A 17,928-nucleotide genomic window follows, 5' to 3' on the forward strand; every position below is an offset into this window, starting at 1 on the left:
AGCAATCAGATCGATACGCAGCGGTTAATTCGAGGAGACGAGCAGACGATGACGAACAACGGAACGACCCGGGGCGGCTCGAGCAGCACGCCCGCCACCGTCGTGATCCTCGCCGCCGGCATGGGCAGCCGACTCGGCCGCTCGCTCCCGAAGCCCCTGACGCCCCTCAGCGACGGGCGCACGATCATGCAGCAGCAGTTCGACAACATCCACCACGCGTTCGGCACCTCCGTGCCCGTGAGCATCGTGGTCGGCTACAAGCTCGAGCACATCATCGAGGCGTTCCCGTCGGCGTCGTTCGTCTACAACGAGCAGTACGACCAGACCAACACCTCCAAGAGCCTGCTCCGCGCCCTCCAGGCCTCGGGCCAGGGCGGGGTCCTCTGGATGAACGGCGACGTCGTCTTCGACCCCCGCATCCTCGACCGCGCCGCGGCCCTCATCGCGAAGGACGCCTCCTTCGTCACCGTCAACACCGCCAAGGTGTCCGACGAGGAGGTCAAGTACACGACGAGCGCCGAGGGCTACATCCGGGAGCTGTCCAAAACCGTCCGCGGCGGACTCGGCGAGGCGGTGGGCATCAACTACGTATCCGCCGCCGACAAGCCGGCGCTCATCCGCCAGCTGGCCCGGGTCGACGCCCAGGACTACTTCGAGCGTGGCATAGAGTTGGCGATCGAGCAGGACCGACTGCTCGTCGAGCCGATGGACATCTCCGACCTCTACGCCGTCGAGGTGGACTTCGCCGAGGACCTCGAGCGCGCGAACCTCTTCGTCTGACGCCCGACCCTCGTCCGGCTCGATCGGAGCCGGGTGAGGAGTCGCGCGCAGTGAGCCGGATCGACGTCGTGCCCGGGGACGACCTCTCCCGCGATGCGGCCGTCGCCGAGCGCCACCGCCGCTCGAAGGCCTGGCGGTACCGCCACTCCCTCTGGCTGCTGACGCGGCGCGACCTGACGGTCCGCTACGCCACCAGCGCGCTCGGCTACTTCTGGTCGATCCTCGACCCGCTCGTGATGTCCGGGATCTACTACTTCGTCTTCACGGTGGTCTTCGACCGCTCCGTCGGCGAGGACCCGTACATCGTCTTCCTCCTCGCGGGCCTGCTGCCCTGGATGTGGTTCAACCAGGCGACCTCCGACGCCACGCGCGCCTTCCTCAAGGAGGCGAAGCTCGTGCGCTCGACGTCGATCCCCCGCACCATCTGGGTCGGGCGGATCGTGCTGTCCAAGGGCATCGAGTTCGTCGCCAGCATCCCGGTCCTCGTGCTGTTCGCGGTGCTCGCGGGCGCCGAGGTCACACCCGCCGTCCTGCTCTTCCCGGTCGCGATCGTGCTGCAGGGCGTGCTGACGCTCGGCGTCGGACTGCTCGTCGCGCCGCTGGTGGTCTTCTTCCGCGATCTGGAGCGGGTGATCAAGCTCGTGCTGCGCTTCCTCTTCTACGCGTCGCCGATCATCTACTCGACCGCGAACCTGCCGGAGGCGGTGCAGCCGTGGGCGGCGCTCAACCCGCTGAGCGGCATCTTCGCGCTCTACCGCTCCACCTTCTTCGCGAGCGAGCTCGACCTGCCGCTGATCCTCACCTCGGCGCTGATCTCGGTGCTCCTGCTGGTCGTGGGCCTGATCGTCTTCCGGCGCTCCGAGCGCTCCGTGCTGAAGGAGCTGTGATGAGCGCGTCCCCCTCCGCCCCCGCCGAGCAGCCGATCGTCATCGCGTGCCGCGGTCTGGGCATCAGGTTCCGCCGCAACCGCCGCGGGCGCCGCTCCTTCAAGGACCTCTTCGCCGGGCGCTCGCGCCGCTCGCGTCCCGGAGAATTCTGGGCTCTGCGCGGGCTGGACGTCGAGGTGCGCCGGGGCGAGGCCATCGGAGTCGTCGGCCGCAACGGCCAGGGCAAGTCGACCCTCCTGAAGCTCGTCGCCGGAGTGGTGCTGCCGGACGAGGGCACGGTCGAGGTCCGCGGCGGGGTCGCCCCCCTGATCGAGATCACCGGCGGATTCGTCGCCGACCTCAGCGTCCGCGAGAACGTCTACCTGACCGCGGGCCTGCACGGCATGTCCAAGCGCGAGGTCGACGAGCGCTTCGACGCGATCATCGCCTTCGCCGAAATCGGCGACTTCCTCGACACCCCGTACAAGCACCTCTCGAGCGGCATGAAGGTGCGCATCGCCTTCTCCGTCGTATCGCGGCTGGAGGAGCCGATCATCCTCGTCGACGAGGTGCTGGCCGTCGGCGACAAGGCGTTCCGCGAGAAGTGCTACGCGCGCATCGAGGAGCTCCTGGCCGCCGGTCGGACGCTGTTCTTCGTCTCGCACAACGAGCGCGATCTGCGCCGCTTCTGCACCAGGGGGCTCTACCTGGACAAGGGCTCGCTCGTGCTGGATGCACCGATCGATCAGGTGCTCGCGCGTTACGCTGAGGACTACGCGCCGAAACCGCCGACGCCCGCCGACTGACGGCGGTGCCGCGCGGGCGGCATCCGGACGACGCAGGAGTGCACCACATGGCGCCGAAGGACCGCGGCTCGAAGGCGCAGGGCCGGGACATCGAGCAGTCGGACCCCGGGCCCGTCGACACGGCCCAGCTCGCGAGGATCCTCGATCGGGTGCTCGCCGTGCAGCGGCCGGCCGTGCTGGCCAACATCCGCGCTCTGCGCCGACGTCGGCCGAACGCGTCCCCCGAGCAGCTCATCACCTCGCTCGAGCGGCAGTACCTCTCGAGCGTCGCCGCCGGCGGAGCGGCCATCGGAGCGACCGCCGTCGTCCCCGGGCTCGGCACCGCGGCGTCCGTCGCCCTCTCGGGCGCCGGCGCCGTCGGGTTCCTCGAGGCGAGCGCCCTCTTCGCGCAGTCGGTGACCGAGGTGCACGGCATCCGCCTCGAGGACCCGGAGCGCGCCCGCGCGCTCGTGCTCACGCTGATGATGGGCTCCTCCGGCAGCGAGCTCGTGCGCCAGGTCGCCGGGCAGGTCACCGGCGGCGCCGGACTCAACCAGTACTGGGGGTCCGTCGTCACCAAGGGCCTCCCCTCGTTCCTCGTCGGCGAGCTCGCCGATCGCGCGAAGCGCTCCTTCACGCGGCACTTCCTGGCCCAGCAGGGCGCCGGACTGGTGGGACGCGCGATGCCCTTCGGCGTCGGCGCGGCACTCGGCGGCGTCGGCAACGCGATGCTCGGCCGCAAGGTCGTGCAGAACGCCCGCGACGCCTTCGGTCCGGCACCGCAGGTGTTCGGCAACGCCCTCGTGATCGAGCCGACCCGCTCGGAGCGCAAGCGCGCCCTGACCGCGGGGGCCCCGGAGCCCCTCGAGCTGCACGTGCGCGACTACGGCGGAGCGGGCGAGCGCGTCGCCCTGCTCCTGCACGGCCTCGCCTCCGACTCCCGCACCTGGTACGCCCTCGTGCCGACGCTGCAGGAGCACGGCTACCGGGTGATCGCCCCGGATCTCGCCGGTCACGGCGGCTCGCCGAAGTCCCTCGCCTACTCGCCCGAGCGCTGGGCCGCGGACGTGCGCGCCTCGGTCCTGCAGACGCCCGACCTGATCCTCGGCCACGGACTGGGAGCGGTCGTCGCGGCCCGCCTCGCGGACGAGTACCGGCCGGAGCGGCTGATCATCCTGGACCCCGCGTTCTCGGACTCCCGAGGGCTCGTCGGCGCTCTGCGCGGCTCCCGCTCGCTGAGCCGGGTCGAGAAGGGTGACGCCGACGACCTGCGGCGGCGCCATCCGATCTGGACCGACGAGCAGATCGAGCTCGACGTCTCGGCGCACCGGATGTGGGACCCGGCGTCGGCGGGCGGACTCACCGCGCGCGGTGCGACGGACGCGCCGGACGCGTTCGTCGTGCCGACCCTCGCCGTGCTGCCGGAGGATCCGATCGGGCACCCGTCGCTCGCGGGTCTGCTCGCCGACCGCGGCGTCGAGGTGCGCAGCGTGCCCGGCGCGGGCGCGTCGATCCTGCGCGAGGACCGCCCGGCGCTGATCGCGGCGATCGAGGACCGGCTCTAGCCGCTCGCCTTCGCCGTCTTCGCGGCGGCCTTCGCGGCCTGCTTCGTCGCGCGGACCTTCGTCAGCGACTCCGGGGAGACGATGTCGGCGACGGAGCGGAACGAGCCGTCCTCGCCGTAGGCGCCGGCGGCCTCGCGCCAACCCGCTCCCTCGAAGCCGCGCTGCTTGCCCAGCAGGGCGAGGAAGATCCGCGCCTTCTGGTCGCCGAAGCCGGGGAGCGCCTTCAGGCGCGCGAGCACGGTCCTGCCGTCCGGCTCGTCGCGGGTCCAGATCGCGGAGGCGTCGCCGCCCCAGTCGTCGACGATCGCGCGGCACAGGGTCTGCACGCGGCCGGCCATGTTCGCGGGGTAGCGGTGCACGGCGGGAGGAGTGCGGCAGAGCTCCGAGAACGCGTCCTCCTCGATTGCCGCGATCGACTCCGCGTCGAACGACGAGCCGATCGCCTCGAGGCGCTGCTCGATCTTCAGGGGGCCGGCGAACGCCGTCTCCATCGCGACCTGCTGATCCAGGAGCATGCCGATCAGCAGCGCGAGCGGGTCGCGCGTCAGGAGCGCATCGGCGTCCGGGTCGTCGGTGATGTGGAGCGCGTCGGAGGTCATCCCTCAGGGATACCACGCCGACCGGCGCCGTGCGCGAGGCGCCGCACGGTGCGGTCGATCGTCTCGAGCGAGGAGGAGAGCTCGAGGTCGCTCAGGTGCCCGTAGCCCAGCACCAGCGCCGGCTCGCCCGCGCGTCCCGACACCGCGTACGCGTCGAGCGTCGCCACCTCGAGCCCCTCGGCGGCCAGCGCGGCGGCGACGTCGGCCGCCTCGAGCGGGACCGGCAGGGTGAGCACCACGTGCAGGCCGCCGTCCAGGCCCTCGCCTCGCCCCAGTCGATCCGCGCGGAGAAGGCGCGCACGAGCTCCCGGCGGTGCGCGTAGCGCCGCCTCGAGCGGGCGAGGTGGCGGCGGAACGCCCCCGTCGCCATGAAGGCGGCGAGCGCCTCCTGCGTCGGACCCGAGACCGAGGCGTCGCGCTCCGAGTCCAGGCCCGCGAGCGCCGGACGCAGCCACGAGACGGCGGGCAGGGCGAGGAAGGCGACGCGGAGCCACGGCGACACGGTCTTCGAGAACGAGCCCACGTGCGCCACTCCCCCGCTCGCATCCAGCGACGCGAGGGCGGGCAGGGGCGCGCCGACGTAGCGGAACTCGCTGTCGTAGTCGTCCTCGATGACGAGGAGCCCTTCGGTCGCTGCGAGGCGGACGAGCTCGAGCCGCGCCGCGAGCGCCAGACGCCCGCCGGTCGGGTACTGGTGCGACGGAGTGACGACCACCACGTCGGGCCGGGCGGACGCGAGCGCGACCAGGTCGATGCCGTCGGAGTCGAGGGGGATGCCGACGATCTCGTGCCCTTCCGCGTGCAGGCGCCTGCGGACGGCGGGGTAGCCCGGATCCTCGACCCCGACGCGCACCGGTCGGCCGAGGGCGGTGGCCGCGGCGCGGGCGAGCAGCGCGACGGCGTCGGCCGTGCCGCTCGTGACGACCACGTCGGCGGCGGCGATGTCGACTCCGCGGGAGCGCCGCAGCTGCAGGGCGATCTGCTCGCGCAGACCCGGGTCGCCGGTGGCGGCGGGGAGCGCGGAGGGCGGCGCGGCGAGCGCGGGACGCCAGGCCGCCCGCCACTCCGGGGTGTCGAGCCCCCGGGTGTCGGGTCGGCCCGGCCGGAGGTCGAGGACCTGCGCGGCGCGCTCCGGAGGGAGCGGGTCGGCGGCGGGACGCAGCGATCGCGGCGGCACGACGACGCCGTCGGCCGCCACGGTGACGGACGCCCGCGGCTCGGCCACGAGATAGCCCTCGCCCACGAGTTGATCGACGGCCGCCACGACCGAGCCGCGCGAGACGCCGAGGCGCTCGGCGAGCACGCGGCTCGACGGGATGGGGTCGCCCGCCCGGTAGCGGCCGTCGAGCACCGCGGCGCGCAGCGCCTCCGCGAGGTGCGCTCGGACCGATCCGCGCGGGGACGGAGCGAGCAGCAGCGGGATCTCGAGATCTCCGGACGCCATGGACTCCCCCGATCTGGACCACTCGGATCGTGCCCCGCTGGCATTCTGACAGATCCAGCGGTCGGCCCAGGATCGGAGCATGAGCACCCTCCCCGTCACCGACCGCACCCGTGTCACCCGCCTCCGCGAGCGGCAGAGCACCGACCGCACGGAGCTGTATGCGCTGCTCGACGAGGCGCTGATCGCCCACGTGGCCGTGGTGCGCGACGGCGCGGCGATCGTGCTGCCGATCCTCTTCGCCCGCGACGGCGACTCCCTCCTGCTGCACGGGTCCAGCGGCGGCGGGCTGCTGCGCGCGGCGGCGCGCGGCGCGCAGCTGACGGTGTCCGTGACCCTGGTCGACGGACTGGTCGTAGCGCGCTCGACCTTCGACAGCTCGATGAACTACCGCTCCGCGATGATCCTCGGTGAGGCCGAGGCGCTGGAGGGGGACGAGAAGAACAGGGCGCTCGACGTGCTCGTGGACCGGCTCCTCCCCGGCCGCGCGGCGGAGGTGCGGCCGACGACGGCTCGCGAGATCGCGGCGACCCTCGTGCTGCGGATGCCCCTGGTCGAGGCGAGCGTGAAGATCCGCGCGGCGGGGTCCTCCGACGACGCCGAGCACGAGGACGGCGTCTGGGCCGGAGTGGTGCCGCTGGCGACCCGCACCCTGGCGCTCCGACCGGCCGCCGGCACCACGGCCGGGACGCCCGCGTCCGTCCGGAGCTTCATCGCGGCCCTCGACGCCGCGGCACCGCCGTACCGCTGAGGACCGACCGCTCTACTTCGCGTCCTGGCGGGGGAAGACGACCTTCTGCACGACGATGATGATCGACGCCGCGACCGGGATCGCGACGAGTGCGCCGAGCACTCCCGCGATCGTGCCGCCCGCGACCGCCGCGATCACGACGACCGCACCCGGCACCGAGACCGCGCGCGCCATGATGCGCGGGCTCAGCAGGTACGCCTCGACCTGCATGTAGACGAGGTAGTAGATCGCCGCGACGAGGGCGGTCAGCGGGGACGCGAGCAGGCAGGCGAGCGAGATGATCGCGGCGCCCGAGATGGTGCCGACGAGTGGGATCAGGGACCCGAGGAACGCGACGCACGCCAGCAGCGCCGGCACCGGTCCCCCGATCGAGACCAGGAGGATGAAGGTCAGCACGCCGTTCACGCCGGCCAGCGTGACCTGGCCGACGACGTAGCGGCCGACGGCTCCGGTGATCTCCTCGCCGACCTCGCGCGCCTTCGCGCGGTGCGAGGCGGGGGCGAAGCGGTACGCGACGGACTTCATCGAGCGCAGCGACGCGAGGAAGTACAGGGTCAGGATCAGCACGATGATCGCGCCGGTCACCCCGCTCGCGATGCCCGTGCCGACGGCCAGGAGCCCGCCGCCGAGCGAAAGCAGGTTCTGCGGATTCCCGATGAAGCCCTGCACCGTCGTGATCAGCTGATCGACCTCGATCACGCCGCGCAGCTGATCCTCGAGGTCGAGCACCCACTGCTGCGAGGCGATGTCGGTGACGATGCGCGGAGCGGCGGTGACGAACAGGGTGAGCTGCTCGACCAGGATCGGGATGATGTAGAGCAGCAAGCCGGCGAAGCCGAGCACCACGACCGCGAACACGATCGTGATCGCCAGGGCGCGCGGGATCCGCTTGCGCTCGAGCCAGGACACCAGGGGATCCAGGCCCAGTGCGAAGAACAGCGCCACGAAGACGTAGGTGAGCACCGTGCTCAGCTCGACGACCAGGCCGCCGAGCACGAGGGCCACGAGCACGCCGAGCCCGCCGAACAGCCCGATGCGGAACGAGCGGATGGTGAAGACCGGGCGCTCCTGGTCGGCCGTCACGACGATGTCGGAGTCGACCGGCGGCGGTGTCGGCGCGGCCGCGCGCCGTCGGGCGCGGGCGAACATGCGTCTGGTCCTCATGGGACGAGCGTAGCGGCGCCCAGGAGGCGCTCCTCCGCGCCCGGAGGGACTTGACGCGGACCTCGCCGGCCCCCGCTCAGCCCTCCGGATCGTGGTCGTCGACGACCGGATCGTCGCGGTGGAGCGCCGCGTGGCGGTCCCACTCCTCGAGCAGGTGCTCGATCGCGGCGTGGAACCGCGCGGTCGCGGCTCCGGGGCGGGTGTCGCCGAAATAGTGGGCCACCCAGCGCTGCAGCCGCTCGACGGCCGCCGCGTCGTGCTCGACGCCTGCGAGGCGCGTGGTGATCGAGGACGCGTCGGCGGCGAGGAGCCACTCGGCGTCCCCGAGGTAGCCGGACTCGTCCACGTCCGCCTCCGGGCTCACGGGACGCGTCACCATCAGGGGCAGGCCTGTCGCGAGCCGGTCGTAGACCATGGCCGAGACGTCGAGGACCGCGACGTCGGCGGTGAGCTGCCAGCCGAGCTCGGCCGCGGTGTCGTGGACGTGGGCGGCGGTGCCGTCGGCGGCGTTCGCCGCGGCGATGAGGGCGATGATCTCGCGGTTCGCCGCTCCGTACGCGGGGTCGACCGCCCCGCTGCGGGGGTGGGGGCGGTAGACGAGGCGGTAGCGGGGGTCGGCGAGCAGGGCGCGCACGAGCGCCACTCCGTGGCTCGCGACGGAGCCGTAGCCGGCGGCCGCCCGATCGCCCTCCCAGGTGGGCGCGTAGAGCACCACGCGGCGCTCATCCGGCGTGAAGGGCGTGCGACCGGCAAGGTGGTCGGCCTGGGGGCGTCCGATCGGGATCGCCCGCTTCTCGAAGTCGAAGTCCCAGAGCACGCGGTGCAGCCGGGCGAGGGCGGCGTCGCCGGCGATGAAGCTGTAGTCGTAGGCCTTGAACTGGTTCGTCGTCATGTACATCTTGTCGCTCTCGCCGTGGTTGACGAAGACGTGCCAGCGGCGCCCGTAGCGCATCATCTGGAAGTTGCGGGAGTTCTGGTTGACGTACAGCACGATGCGCAGCGGCTGCCGCGCGATCGTCTCCTCGAGGTCCACGACCGAGCGGACGTAGGCCACCGGGACGGGGCTCTCGCGGAGCAGGACCGCTGCGGCGCTCGCGTTGCGCGTCAGCAGCACCACGGGCCGCGTCGTCGCGAGCTCGACCAGAGGGCGGTACCACTGGCGCACCTGGTAGAGGTTGATGTCGCCGTCGGCGAAGTACACGCCGATCTCGAAGCGCCCCTCGGGCAGCGGGGCTCGCGCGGCGAGGAGCCGGGCGACGGTGTGCCGGGCGCGGCGGGCGGCGAGGAGGTCGGCTCCGACCTTCCGCGCCAGCCGCGCGTCCCTGACGAGTCGGAGGAGGAGATCGCGGGACGTCATCGCTCCAGGCTACAAGCCGCCCCTCCGTCCAGGGGCGCCGCGAGGGGCGTCAGGAGAGGGGGGTCACCCGGAGCCAGACGAACTGCAGCGGTGCGAGACGGAAGCCCTCGCGGAGGTCCACGGTGACCTCGGTCACGAGATCCAGGGCCCACGGATCCACGCCGCCGAACCGCTCCGGGGCGATCTCCTGCACCTCGTCCGAGACGTTCGCCAGCACCAGCAGCGCCTCGCCGTCGCCCGGCCGCTGGTAGCCGAGCACGTGGTTGTTCTGCGCGTCGAAGACGGTGAGCGCGGTGCCCGCGAACAGCGGGACCGACTTGCGGATGGCGATCAGGTGCAGCAGGCCGCCGAAGACCTCGCCGGCGACGGTGCCCGGCGTCTCGCGCTCGGCGTAGCGCTCCGCCGGGCGGCGGGGCCGGTTGACCCATCGGGAGTCCCCCGCGGTGGCGGGGTCGTCGCGGTAGGAGTAGTCGTTCAGCTGGCCGACCTCGTCGCCGAGGTAGAGCAGCGGGAGCCCTCCTGTGCTGAGCGCGATCGAGTGCGCGAGCAGGACCCGCTCGATCCCGTAGGGGTCGCCCGCCTCGATGCCGGCGAGGGACGCGGTGGTGCCCGACACGCGGCGGTCCCCGGTGCGCGGGTTCTCCTGGAACGGGACGCCGCGGGCGAACGTGCCCTCGAAGCGATCGGTGTAGAAGTCGTTGAGGAAGCGGCGGTGGCCCGCGGCGTCGATCCCGAGCTCGGCCGCGTCCTCGTCGGCGAAGGTCCAGCCGATGTCGTCGTGACCGCGGACGTAGTTCACCCAGGCGGTGCCGTCGGGCAGGGCGTGGCGGCGCTCGAGCGCCTGGGAAAGCAGACGGACGTCGCGGGTCGCGAGCGCCTCCCACGTCAGTGCCATCTGCAGCGGGTTGTACGAGAGCTGGCACTCCTGGACGTCGATGTACTCGACGACCTCGTCCGGGTGCACGATCGCCTCCGACTTGAACAGCAGCGACGGAGCGGCGAGACGGCAGACCTCGTTGAAGGCGCGCAGCAGCAGGTGCGCCTCGGGCCGCGACTCCGAGGTCGTGCCGAGCTCCTTCCAGATGAACGCGACCGCGTCCATCCGCAGGGCGTCGATCCCCTGGTTGGCGAGGAAGAGCATCTCGCCGGCCATCGCGCGGAAGACCTCGGGATTGGAGTAGTTGAGGTCCCACTGGTAGCGGTGGAAGGTCGCCCAGACCCAGCGGCCGTCCTCGAGCGGCACGAAGGAGCCCGGGTGGTCCTCGGGGAAGATCTCGCGGGTCGTCCGCTCGAAGGCGTCGGGCTGCTCGCGGTCGGGGAAGATCCAGTAGTAGTCCTCGAACCGCTCCTCACCGGCGAGCGCGCGGCGCGCCCACTCGTGCTCGTTCGAGGTGTGGTTGAAGACGAAGTCGACGACGAGCGCGATCCCCTGGGCGCGGAGCTCGGCGGCGAGCAGGCGCAGCTGGTCCATGTCGCCCAGGTCGGGCCGGACGCGGCGGTAGCTCGAGACGGCGTAGCCGCCGTCGGACTCCTCCTCCGGGGCGTCGAAGATCGGCATCAGGTGCAGGTAGTCGAGCCCGATCTCGCGGAAGTACGGGATCTCGGCGCGCAGCCCCTCGAGGTCGCCGGCGTAGCGGTCGACGTAGCAGACGCCGCCGAGGGCCCTGTTCGAGAGGAACCAGTCCGGGTGCTGCTCCCGCGACCGGTCGAGCGCCCGCAGCTCCTCGGGTCGCTGCGCCCACGACGACGCTGCGAGCGCGACGACGCCGAGGATCTGCTCGGCGAGGTCCTCGCGGTGGCCGTAGACCCCGGCGAGGAGTTCCACCAATCGGGGCAGGTGCTCGTCCAGGCGGGCCTGGAACTCGTCGTCGTCCCCGACGACGGCCCCCTCATCGAGGTGCGTGCGCACCGTGGCGAGCAGCTGCGTCGAATCGAACACCGTCGTCCTTCCGGGGGCAGCCGCCCCGGCGGGAGCGGCTGCCCCGATGCTAGACGATGGGCGGACGCCCGGCGAAACCCATGCGGAGCACGGTCCGCCAGGACATCGCGCGGCGCGGGCCCGGGTCCGCGAGCCAGCCCTCGCGCCATCCCGCGAACCAGGCCCGGAGCGCCGGGAGGTCGCGCGCCCAGCGCAGGCACTGGATCGCGGTCCAGGAGCCCACGTAGGCGAGCGCGAGCGGAGCCGGCAGATTGCGCCGCGCGAGCCAGACGCGGTTGCGCGCGTTCAGCCGGTAGTAGTCGGCGTGCCGGGTCTGCTGGATCACCGGGTGCTGCGCGACGAGCTCGCCCGCGTACCATGTGGTGCGCCCCGTGTCCCAGACCCGCCAGGCCAGCTCGATGCCCTCGTGGGCGTAGAAGAACGGATCCGCCCAGCCGCCCGCCTGCTCGAACACGTCGCGGCGCAGCACGACCGCGCCCTCCCAGACCGAGAAGACGGGGCCGGAGCGGCGGGGGTCGCCCTTGAGGATCCGCGGGATCCAGCGGCGCGGCGCGGGGGTGCCGTCGGTGCTGTCGACCCGCGGCTGCACGAGTCCGATGCGCCGGGGCGAGTCGAGCAGGGCGATCGCGTCCCGGAGGAAGGTGGGCGACGGAACGCGCGCGTCGTCGTCGAGGAAGAAGAGGTGCTCGCCCCGAGTCGCGGGAACACCGGCGTTGCGTCCCGCGGGGATCCCGAGGTTCTCGGGCAGTGCGAGCGGGCGGACGCCCTCCGGCATGCCCGCGGGCTCCCAGCCGTTGCCGACGCAGACCACGTCGAGCTCGACGCCCTGCTGCGCGAGCACGCTCGCGAGCCCGGCGGCCAGGTCGTCGGGGCGCGTTCCCTGCGTCAGGACGACGACGCCGACTGTGGGCAGCGGCGCCGTCCGATCAGGAGCGGACACGCTTGGACGCCATGATCGCGACGAAGTGGCCGACGAGGGCGAGCACGGCCAGCGGCAGGAGCGCCGCGACCAGCACGCGGTCGGCGGTGCCCGCTCCGACCACGAGGCCGACGAGGGAGGCGGCGAACGCCAGCATGGTCAGCTCGACCGAGTGGTAGAGGCGGTGGAAGGGCACGAACCGGGCCGCCCGGCGGAGTCTCGCGAGTCCGGAGGAGGACGGCACCGCCTCCCCCTTCGTGTCGGCGAGCTTGGTCAGTCCCGCGTTCGCGCGGGCGACGTGCACCATGTCGTTGAGCGCCTTGTTGAGGACGATCACGAGCGCCAGGGCGAGGCCGATCGTCGTCCAGAGGAAGTCGCCCGGCGTCTCGAACGGGAACCCGGCGGCGCGGAGCCCGAGCGCGATCGGGATGAGCGACTCCGTCGTGTAGTGGCCGACCTTGTCGAGGAAGACCCCGCAGGGGACGACGTGCGGCGCCAGCGGGCGACCTCGCCGTCGCAGCAGTCGACGAGCATCTGCAGCTGCCCGAGCAGGAGCGCGAGCGCCGCGCCCGCGACGCCCGGGATCAGCAGCGCGGCGGCCGCGCTCCAGCCCACCAGGATCATGAGCCCGGTGACGCCGTTCGCCGAGATCGAGGTGCGCAGCAGCACCCAGGTCAGGTACGGCGAGAAGCGCCGCAGGTAGAGCGACGCCGTCCAGTGCTCGGCGTTGCGGCGCCCGCGCACCTCGGGGGGCTGCGCGACCGCCTTCAGCTCGGCGATGGATCGGGGTCTCGTGGTCGCGGTCATGCGCCCCTCGCAGTGTCGGTGCCGTCGTCGCCGGCCGTCGGGACCCCGCCGGTGCGCGGCTGGTTGCGCGCGGCCGAGATGTTGCTGGTCAGACCTGCGAACCCGAGCACGAATCCGGTGCCCCACGCCACGTGGATCGACGGGATCACGACGGCGAACCACAGCATCGCGGGGGGACCGTCGACCCGGGCGACGGCGACCGTGGCGGCGGCGACCAGCACGAGGTAGCCGAGCGGCACGACCAGGCCGAGCAGGAGCCAGGGCGCGGCGCCGACCAGCGCCTGGACGACTCCGGCGGCCCCCGCCAGCAGTCCCAGGGCGAGCAGGGCGACGAGCACGGGCGGTGCGAAGTAGCGCAGCGACCGCGAGGCGGGGAACAGCCGGGTCAGCTCCCCGCGCCACATCCCCGTCGAGAGGAACTGGCGCAGCAGCGCCCGCATCGACGGGCGGGGTCGGTAGGTCACGGTGAGGCGCGGCGTGAACCAGACGGTGCCGCCCAGCTCCCGCAGGCGCCGGTTCAGCTCCCAGTCCTGGCCGCGCTTGAACCGCTCGTCGAAGAGCCCCGCGCGCTCGAGTGCCGCGCGCCGGAAGACGCCGAGGTACACCGTCTCGGCCGGTCCCTCCTGCCCGCCGACGTGGTGCGGGGTGCCGCCGAGGCCGATGCGGGAGCCGTAGGCCCGCGCGACGGCGCGCTGGAACGGGGTGAGCCCCTCGGCCGCCATCACGCCTCCGACGTTGTCGGCGCCCGAGCGCTGCAGGGTCTCGACCGCGATGCGCGCGTAGTCGCGCGGCAGAACGGAGTGGGCGTCGACCCGGACGACGACGGGATGCGTCGACGCGCGGATCGCCGCGTTCAGGCCCGCGGGAGTGGAGCCGACGCTGTTCGCGACCACGCGGATCCGCGGGTCGGCGGCGCTCAGCTGCTCGACGAGCGCCTCGGTCCCGTCGATGCTCGGCGCGACCGCGAGGACCACGTCGAACGGCCCCGGGTAGTCCTGCGCGAGCAGCGAGTCGACGGCGGCGCGCACGTGGGTGACCTCGTTCAGGACGGGCATCACGTACGAGACGCCGGGGAGCTCCGAGAGGTCGTCCGTCGACGCCTTGTCCGTCGGGTTCTCGGGCTGCATGTGTCCAGTTCGTGCGGGAGGAGCCGGTCGTCCACGAGGATCCGGGCGGAAGTCCGCACCACACTAGCAGCCCCCGAGGACGGATCCTCGGGGGGCTGCTCGGGGAGTGCGGGAGGAGCGTCAGCTGGTCGCCATCGTCCCCAGCGTCGCGTCGAGCTCGTAGCTCTGACCGCTGCGGACGTAGGTGATCTGCACGTCGGCGTTCGCGGCCCGAGCGCGCACCTGCGCGGTCAGGTCGGAGGCGTTCGTGATGGGGGTGCCGTCGATCGCGGTGACGATGTCGCCCGCCTTCAGACCGGCCGCCTGCGCGGCACCGCCCGAGGTCACCTCGCGGATCGCGGCGCCGAGGACGTCCTCGGTGGAGTCGGTGACGCTCGCTCCGAGCAGGCCGTGGGTGGCCGACCCGTTCGCGATGATCTCCTTCGCGATGCGCTCCGCGACCGCGCTCGGCACGGCGAAGCCGACTCCGATGTTCCCGCTCTGATCACCCGAGCTCGAGGAGCCCGCGCTGGCGATCGCCACGTTCACGCCGATCAGCTCGCCGTCGCTGTCGAGCAGGGCACCGCCCGAGTTGCCGGGGTTGATCGCCGCGTCCGTCTGGATGACGGGGAGGGAGATCGTGCTCGTGGCCTGGGTCTGCGGGGCCTGACCGGGGATGTCGAAGTTGAACGGGCTGTCGGTGCTGCCGCTGGAGCTGTCGCCCGAGTCGTCGGGCGCCGCCGAGGAGGCGACCTGGATGCTGCGGTTGAGCGCGCTGACGATGCCGTCCGTGACGGTTCCGGAGAGGCCCAGCGGCGCTCCGATGGCCACGGCGGTGTCGCCGACGTTGATCTCGGAGGAGTCGGCGAAGGTGATCGGCGAGAGATCGGTCGCGTCGGTCAGCTTGATCACCGCCAGGTCGAGCGTGGGGTCGGTGCCGACGACGGTGGCGTCGTAGATCCGGCCGTCGCTCGTGGTGACCGTGACGGCGGCGTCCGCGACGCCTCCGTCGAGCGTCACGACGTGGGTGTTGGTGAGGACGTAGCCGTCCTCCGACAGCACGATGCCCGAGCCGGTGCCGGCGGACGAGCCGCCGCTCACCGCGATCGTGACGACGCTCGGAGTGGCCTTCGCCGCCACCGCCGTCGCGGTCGTCGCGTCCTCGGCGTTGTTGACGGTGATGGTCTGCGAGCCGCCGGACGACACCACGCGCGTCGCGGAGCCGTTGGAGGCCGACCAGAGTCCGAACACGCCGGCTCCGGCGACCCCGCCGACGACCGCGCCGATCGCGAGGGCGGCGACGACGCTGACCCCGGCGCGGCGCTTGGGGGCGGCGGGGGGCTGCTCCCCCGCGGGGCCGAAGGCGCTCGAGGACGGCGGGTTCTCCGAGCTGTGCACCGTGTTCGCGGCGGGCGGCGCGTACTGGCCGTACCGGGGACCGGGGGCCACGGGCTGCGGCCGGTTCTCCTCGGAGGAGTTCGACGTGTACGGGGGCTGCGGCGAGGAAGCGCGCTGCGGCGAGGACTCGGGCAGCGGGACGGTGGGGTGCTCGGACCCGCGGCCCTGCTCGGGGGCCGGGGACGCCTGAGGGCCCGTCGGCGTGGTGGGATCCTCGGGCTGACGGGGACCCTCGTGACTCTCGGTCATGGGTAGTGCTCCTTCCAAGCGGGGATAGCTTGACCAGCGAACCTGGGGGTTCCTTATGACCGGGCTGGAAGCGGGACTCGAAGACGGCGATGGCGCCACGGTGCAGACTGGTGGCGTGAGCATCCACGGATCCTGGACCCGCGCGGCCGCGGGCGCCGGACTACTCGGGCCCCGCGGCGAGGTCGCCGCCACCGTCTTCAGCGAGATGAGCGCGCTCGCGCAGCGCACGGGGGCGATCAACCTCGGGCAGGGCTTCCCCGACGAGGACGGCCCCCGCGAGGTGCTCGAGACGGCGCGCGAGGCGATCGCGAGCGGTCTGAACCAGTACCCGCCGGGCCCGGGCTTCCCGGTGCTCCGCGGTGCGATCGCGGCGCACCAGAAGCGGTTCCACGGGCTCGAGCCCGATCCCGACGGCGAGGTCCTCGTGACGACCGGAGCGACGGAGGCGCTGGCGGCGACCCTCCTGGCCCTGCTCGAACCGGGCGACGAGGTCGTGACCTTCACTCCGCACTACGACGCCTACGGGGCGCTGATCGCGCTCGCCGGCGGCGTGCACCGGACCGTGCTGCTGCGCGGTCCGGACTTCTCGGTCGATCCCGCCGAGCTCGCGTCGGCGGTCTCGGACCGCACGCGCATCATCCTCGTCAACGATCCGCACAACCCCACCGGCGCGGTCCTGCCGCACGGGACGCTCGAGCTGATCGTCCGCCTGGCCGAGCGCCACGACGCGGTGATCGTCACCGACGAGGTCTACGAGCACCTGCGCTTCGACGGGCGGCACGTCCCGATCGCGACGCTGCCAGGAGCCTGGGAGCGGACGCTGACGATCTCCTCCGCCGGCAAGACCTTCAGCACCACGGGCTGGAAGATCGGCTGGATCACGGGACCGCGCGAGCTGATCACCGCGGTCCTCGCGGTGAAGCAGTTCCTCACCTACGTCAGCGGCTCCCCGTTCCAGGGCGCCGTCGCCCGCGGTCTGGGCTTGGACGACGTGTTCTTCACGGGGATCGCGTCGACGCTCGAGCGCAAGCGCGACATCCTGTCGGCCGGGCTCGCCGCCGCCGGGTTCGAGGTCGCCCCCTCGCGGGGCGGGTACTTCGTCGTGGCCGACGCCGCGCCTCTCGGGTACTCGGACGGCGTGCAGTTCTGCCGGTCGCTGCCGGAGCTCGCCGGCGTCGTCGCGGTGCCGGTCTCGGCGTTCTGCAGGCCCGAGGACGCGGCGCCCTACCGCTCGCTCGTGCGCTTCGCCTTCTGCAAGCGGTTCGAGGTGCTCGAGGAGGCGGCCTCCCGGCTCGCGGGCATGCGCGCCTGAGGGGCGGCCGACGGGCGCGGCATCGGGCGGGCGCGGCACCCGTCCGGCTCGCGCCGGCGCGGGCGGGGTCAGAGCGGACGGACGGTGAAGCGGCGCAGTGCGAGCGCCGGGTTCTTCGCCCGGGCGGCGTCGATCCGCTCGCGCGAGAGCCAGGCGACCGCGACGTCCTCCGCCTCGCCGAGGGTCGCGATCTCGACGCCCATCGGGTCGACGACCATGCTGTTGCCGACACCGATCGGCGGGGTCTGATCGGCCGCGACGAGGTAGATCGTGTTCTCGAGGGCGCGCGCGGTGACGAGCGTGCGCCAGTGCGCCTCCTTGAGCGGGCCCCTGACCCACTCGGCGGGCGCGGCGACCACATCCGCCCCGGCGTCGACGAGCCACCGCGTCACCTCCGGGAAGCGGAGGTCGTAGCAGGTCTGCAGCCCGACGACGAGGTCGCCCACCGCGAAGGTCTCGGGAGCGCCGATCTCGCCGGCGGCGATCCAGTCCGACTCCGTCGACCCGAAGGCGTCGTAGAGGTGGAGCTTGCGGTAGTGCGCGACGAGCCGTCCCTCGGGGTCGACGGCGACGAGCGTGTTGGCGACACGGCGGTCGTCGGCGACGGACTCGACCATGCCGGCGACCACGAAGACGTCGAGCTCCCGGGCCAGGGCGCCCAGCCCGAGCACGAACGGCCCGTCGAGCGGCTCCCCCGCGGCGAGCAGCTCGGGTCCGAGCGGGTCCGAGAAGGAGGAGCTGTACTCGGGCAGCACGACGACGCGCGCCCCGCGCTGCACGGCCGTCGTGACTAGACGGCGGATGGTGGCGAGGTTCGCGTCGCGGTCGGCGACCGGAGCGAACTGCGCGACGGCGAATCCGATGCCGCCCGCGGCGGGGCCGGTGCTCAC

The 17,928-nt window shown here is 72.8% G+C and carries 15 protein-coding genes and 1 pseudogene; 6 read left to right on the forward strand and 10 right to left on the reverse strand.

Going from position 1 to position 17,928, the window contains the following annotated elements; genetic code table 11:
* The first annotated feature begins 48 nt into the window (after positions 1 to 48).
* The 4 genes from AC0CID_RS06750 to AC0CID_RS06765 are packed head-to-tail and all read left to right on the forward strand — an operon-like array spanning position 49 to position 3,996.
* Positions 49 to 780: a phosphocholine cytidylyltransferase family protein gene (locus AC0CID_RS06750; RefSeq protein ID WP_465226208.1), complete on the forward strand. Its 732-nt coding sequence runs from the start codon at positions 49 to 51 to the stop codon at positions 778 to 780.
* Positions 781 to 839: 59 nt separating this feature from the next.
* Positions 840 to 1,667 carry an ABC transporter permease gene (locus tag AC0CID_RS06755; RefSeq protein WP_251947997.1) on the forward strand — a complete coding sequence of 276 codons (828 nt, stop codon included), beginning with the start codon at positions 840 to 842 and terminating at the stop codon, positions 1,665 to 1,667.
* Positions 1,667 to 2,452 (forward strand): ABC transporter ATP-binding protein, encoded by a 786-nt coding sequence (locus AC0CID_RS06760; RefSeq protein WP_465226209.1) that lies wholly within the window; start codon positions 1,667 to 1,669, stop codon positions 2,450 to 2,452. Before AC0CID_RS06755 ends, AC0CID_RS06760 begins: the two co-directional genes overlap by 1 nt.
* 47 nt (positions 2,453 to 2,499) lie before the next feature.
* Positions 2,500 to 3,996, forward strand: coding sequence for an alpha/beta fold hydrolase (locus tag AC0CID_RS06765; RefSeq protein ID WP_465226210.1), 1,497 nt, complete (start codon positions 2,500 to 2,502; stop codon positions 3,994 to 3,996).
* Here AC0CID_RS06765 and AC0CID_RS06770 read toward each other — a convergent pair.
* Together AC0CID_RS06770 and pdxR are read right to left on the reverse strand one after the other, a co-directional pair.
* The gene (locus tag AC0CID_RS06770) at positions 3,993 to 4,595 is read right to left on the reverse strand and encodes an HhH-GPD-type base excision DNA repair protein (protein WP_465226211.1); all 603 of its coding nucleotides are present in this window, start codon (positions 4,593 to 4,595) and stop codon (positions 3,993 to 3,995) included. The genes AC0CID_RS06765 and AC0CID_RS06770 overlap by 4 nt on opposite strands.
* Positions 4,596 to 4,686: 91 nt before the next feature.
* A complete protein-coding gene (pdxR, locus tag AC0CID_RS06775; RefSeq protein ID WP_465226212.1) occupies positions 4,687 to 6,039 on the reverse strand; it encodes a MocR-like pyridoxine biosynthesis transcription factor PdxR in 1,353 nt (450 codons plus the stop codon).
* 79 nt (positions 6,040 to 6,118) lie between these two features.
* Here pdxR and AC0CID_RS06780 point away from each other — a divergent pair, with 79 nt between their 5' ends.
* Positions 6,119 to 6,787, forward strand: coding sequence for a pyridoxamine 5'-phosphate oxidase family protein (locus tag AC0CID_RS06780; RefSeq protein ID WP_465226213.1), 669 nt, complete (start codon positions 6,119 to 6,121; stop codon positions 6,785 to 6,787).
* Positions 6,788 to 6,799: 12 nt separating this feature from the next.
* Here AC0CID_RS06780 and AC0CID_RS06785 read toward each other — a convergent pair whose 3' ends face one another.
* From AC0CID_RS06785 to AC0CID_RS06815, 7 genes and pseudogenes are all read right to left on the reverse strand, one after another.
* Entirely contained in the window at positions 6,800 to 7,951 is a 1,152-nt protein-coding gene (locus tag AC0CID_RS06785) for an AI-2E family transporter (protein ID WP_465226214.1), read from the reverse strand.
* Positions 7,952 to 8,027: 76 nt separating this feature from the next.
* A complete protein-coding gene (locus AC0CID_RS06790) occupies positions 8,028 to 9,308 on the reverse strand; it encodes a hypothetical protein (RefSeq protein WP_465226215.1) in 1,281 nt (426 codons plus the stop codon).
* Positions 9,309 to 9,357: 49 nt separating this feature from the next.
* Positions 9,358 to 11,217 (reverse strand): alpha-amylase family protein, encoded by a 1,860-nt coding sequence (locus AC0CID_RS06795; RefSeq protein ID WP_465228061.1) that lies wholly within the window; start codon positions 11,215 to 11,217, stop codon positions 9,358 to 9,360.
* Positions 11,218 to 11,296: 79 nt separating this feature from the next.
* Positions 11,297 to 12,187 (reverse strand): glycosyltransferase family 2 protein, encoded by an 891-nt coding sequence (locus AC0CID_RS06800; protein ID WP_465226216.1) that lies wholly within the window; start codon positions 12,185 to 12,187, stop codon positions 11,297 to 11,299.
* A pseudogene (locus AC0CID_RS06805) lies at positions 12,174 to 12,973 on the reverse strand (CDP-alcohol phosphatidyltransferase family protein). Before AC0CID_RS06805 ends, AC0CID_RS06800 begins: the two are co-directional and overlap by 14 nt.
* Positions 12,970 to 14,100: a glycosyltransferase family 2 protein gene (locus tag AC0CID_RS06810; protein ID WP_465226217.1), complete on the reverse strand. Its 1,131-nt coding sequence runs from the start codon at positions 14,098 to 14,100 to the stop codon at positions 12,970 to 12,972. Before AC0CID_RS06810 ends, AC0CID_RS06805 begins: the two are co-directional and overlap by 4 nt.
* 120 nt (positions 14,101 to 14,220) lie before the next feature.
* Positions 14,221 to 15,726 (reverse strand): S1C family serine protease, encoded by a 1,506-nt coding sequence (locus AC0CID_RS06815; protein ID WP_465226218.1) that lies wholly within the window; start codon positions 15,724 to 15,726, stop codon positions 14,221 to 14,223.
* 115 nt (positions 15,727 to 15,841) lie between these two features.
* Here AC0CID_RS06815 and AC0CID_RS06820 point away from each other — a divergent pair, with 115 nt between their 5' ends.
* Positions 15,842 to 17,038 (forward strand): aminotransferase class I/II-fold pyridoxal phosphate-dependent enzyme, encoded by a 1,197-nt coding sequence (locus tag AC0CID_RS06820; RefSeq protein ID WP_465226219.1) that lies wholly within the window; start codon positions 15,842 to 15,844, stop codon positions 17,036 to 17,038.
* Between the two features lie 68 nt (positions 17,039 to 17,106).
* On the opposite strand, the gene AC0CID_RS06825 is transcribed toward AC0CID_RS06820, so the two are convergent.
* Positions 17,107 to 17,928, reverse strand: a complete 822-nt coding sequence (locus AC0CID_RS06825; RefSeq protein ID WP_465226220.1) for a carbon-nitrogen hydrolase family protein — start codon at positions 17,926 to 17,928, stop codon at positions 17,107 to 17,109.

The sequence above is a fragment of the Rathayibacter sp. AC451 genome, from assembly GCF_979253095.1.